Here is a 2,384-nt window from a genome sequence, read left to right as displayed (position 1 = left end):
TTGGTCTGGGGGGGGCCACACCAACCTCCCGTTGATATTTTACTCACTCGCGTTCCGGTGTTCCCGGGGCCGGTTGTTGCCGTTCCCGCTGACCTGTGACATCCCCGACTGCTCGGCGCGCTGGGCGGTGGTCGCCCCGCTCACCGTCGACGACCGGGTGCACGGCGCCCTGGTCGCCTGCGCGCCCCGCGAGTCCGCGGTCCTGGTCCGGGCGGCCGGGGAGGTCGCCCGCTGGGTCTCCGTCCAGCTGGAGCTGGCCGACCTCGACCAGTCCCGCACCCGGCTCATCGAGGCCGAGATCAAGGCGCTGCGGGCGCAGATCTCCCCGCATTTCATCTTCAACTCGCTCGCGGTGATCGCCTCCTTCGTGCGCACCGATCCCGAGCGCGCCCGCGAGCTGCTGCTGGAGTTCGCCGACTTCACCCGCTACTCGTTCCGCCGGCACGGAGACTTCACCACCCTCGCCGACGAGCTGCACGCCATCGACCACTACCTGGCGCTGGTGCGAGCCCGCTTCGGCGACCGCCTCGCCGTCACCCTCCAGGTCGCCCCCGAGGTGCTGCCGGTCGCCCTGCCCTTCCTGTGCCTCCAGCCGCTCGTCGAGAACGCCGTCAAGCACGGTCTGGAGGGCAAGGCGGACCGCTGCCGCATCCAGATCACCGCGCAGGACGCGGGCGCCGAGGCCCTGGTCGTCATCGAGGACGACGGCGCCGGCATGGACCCGGCCCTGCTGCGCCGCATCCTCGCGCGCGAGGTCAGCCCGTCCGGCGGCATCGGGCTGTCCAACGTCGACGACCGCCTCCGCCAGGTCTACGGAGACGACCACGGCCTCGTCATCGAGACGGCCGTCGGCGCGGGCATGAAGATCACCGTCCGGCTCCCGAAGTACCAGCCGGGCGTGCACTCCGCGGGCCGGCTCGGCCGCGAGTGAGTCGTCGGGCGCCCCGCGGGCTCAGGCGCTGCGGGTGGCCACCATCCCGAGGGTGATCAGTCCCAGCACGACCCAGCCGAACCACAGCCAGCCGTTGCTTCCGAGCGCCACCGTGTAGGCCGTCACCGCGACCAGGCCGCCGATGGTGAGCGCCCCCATCGTCTTCGTCGAACTGTCCGTGGAACCGGGCATCGCAACACCCTCCTCGTGGTCCGTTGCCTTCCATGGTGCCCCGGTTATGCCTCGATGGAGCACGGACGGCCGGATACGGGCCCGATCCGCTTCAGCCGCCGCGCGTGTTCAGCGAGGCCAGATAGGCGTTGTAGGCCGCCAGCTCCTTGTCGCCGTCCCGGTCGGCGGCCCGGTCGGTACGGCGGGCCTGGCGCTGCTCGGAGGCGTACCACTGGAACAGCAGGGCGAGCAGGACCAGCACGGACGGGACCTCGCTGAAGGCCCAGGCGATGCCGCCGGCCGCGTTCTGGTCGGAGAGCGCGTCGATGCCGAGCGACGCGGGCGGATTCTCGAACGTCTTCACCATGGGCGCGGATGCCATCATCAACGCGATGCCGAAGAACGCGTGGAACGGCATGCCCGCGAACAGCTCCAGCATCCGCATCAGGTAGCCCGGCCGGTGCGGGCCGGGGTCCACGCCCATGATCGGCCAGAAGAACACCAGGCCGACGGCGAGGAAGTGCACCATCATCGCGATGTGCCCGGCCCGGGAGCCCATCAGGAAGTCGAAGAGAGGCGTGAAGTACAGGGCGTACAGGCTGGCGATGAACAGCGGGATGGTGAACGCCGCGTGCGTGATGATGCGCATGTAGCGGCTGTGCAGCAGCATCATCAGCAACTCGCGGGGACCCTTGCTGCCACGGGCCGCCGGGGGCAGCGCGCGCAGGGCGAGGGTGATCGGGGCGCCGAGCAGGATCAGGATCGGCGAGACCATGCTGATGATCATGTGTTGCACCATGTGCACGCTGAACATGACCATGCCGTAGTCGTTGAGCTTGGTGCACATCATGAGCACGATGCTCAGCACACCGATGACGAAGGCCACGGTCCGGCCGACCGGCCACTTGTCGCCGCGCCGCACCAGCCGCGCCACACCCCAGCCGTACAGGGCCAGTCCCAGGAGGCAGGCGATCAGGAAGAACGGATCCGCCGACCAGGCGAGCCCCCGCCCCAGCGTGAACGGCGGCAGATCCATCGTCATGCCGTGCCCGCTGTGATCCATCCGCCGGCTCCTGTTTCGTGGGGGTTGAACGCAGTCTGTCCGCAGCAAGACTAGAACCGCCCCCCCCGCCTTTTTTTACCCGGGGGGGCCAGCCCGCCCCCCAAGGGGGGGGGGGGGGTTTAATTTGGGGGGGCCCCCCGGGGTGGCGCGCGCCCCCGCACCCCCCCCCGGCGCGCGCACGGGGGCGGGGCCACCCCCCCCCCCCCCCCCGGGCCCGCG

General features: G+C 70.6%; 3 protein-coding genes. 1 reads left to right on the top strand and 2 read right to left on the bottom strand.

Features of this window, described 5'->3' with window-relative positions; genetic code table 11:
* Positions 1-931: sensor histidine kinase (locus ACFWR9_RS32810; RefSeq protein ID WP_383848495.1), on the top strand; the 931-nt coding region annotated here is incomplete at its 5' end.
* Between the two features lie 21 nt (positions 932-952).
* Here the strand turns inward: ACFWR9_RS32810 and ACFWR9_RS32805 are convergent.
* Both ACFWR9_RS32805 and ACFWR9_RS32800 read right to left on the bottom strand, forming a co-directional pair.
* Positions 953-1,123 carry a hypothetical protein gene (locus ACFWR9_RS32805; RefSeq protein WP_107291848.1) on the bottom strand — a complete coding sequence of 57 codons (171 nt, stop codon included), beginning with the start codon at positions 1,121-1,123 and terminating at the stop codon, positions 953-955.
* A 91-nt stretch (positions 1,124-1,214) separates the two neighbouring features.
* The gene (locus tag ACFWR9_RS32800; protein ID WP_383848492.1) at positions 1,215-2,165 is read right to left on the bottom strand and encodes a cytochrome c oxidase assembly protein; all 951 of its coding nucleotides are present in this window, start codon (positions 2,163-2,165) and stop codon (positions 1,215-1,217) included.
* Positions 2,166-2,384 lie beyond the last annotated feature (219 nt).

The organism is Streptomyces sp. NPDC058534, from assembly GCF_042717365.1.
Taxonomy (GTDB): Bacteria; Actinomycetota; Actinomycetes; order Streptomycetales; family Streptomycetaceae; genus Streptomyces.
Note: the sequence above shows the minus strand (reverse complement) of the source record. Positions and strands in the feature narration are given on the sequence as shown.

Coding starts and splice junctions, on each gene's coding strand:
- ACFWR9_RS32805 (WP_107291848.1), bottom strand. CDS start 1,123: ATGCCCGGTTCCACGGACAGTTCGACGAAGACGATGGGGGCGCTCACC.
- ACFWR9_RS32800 (WP_383848492.1), bottom strand. CDS start 2,165: ATGGATCACAGCGGGCACGGCATGACGATGGATCTGCCGCCGTTCACG.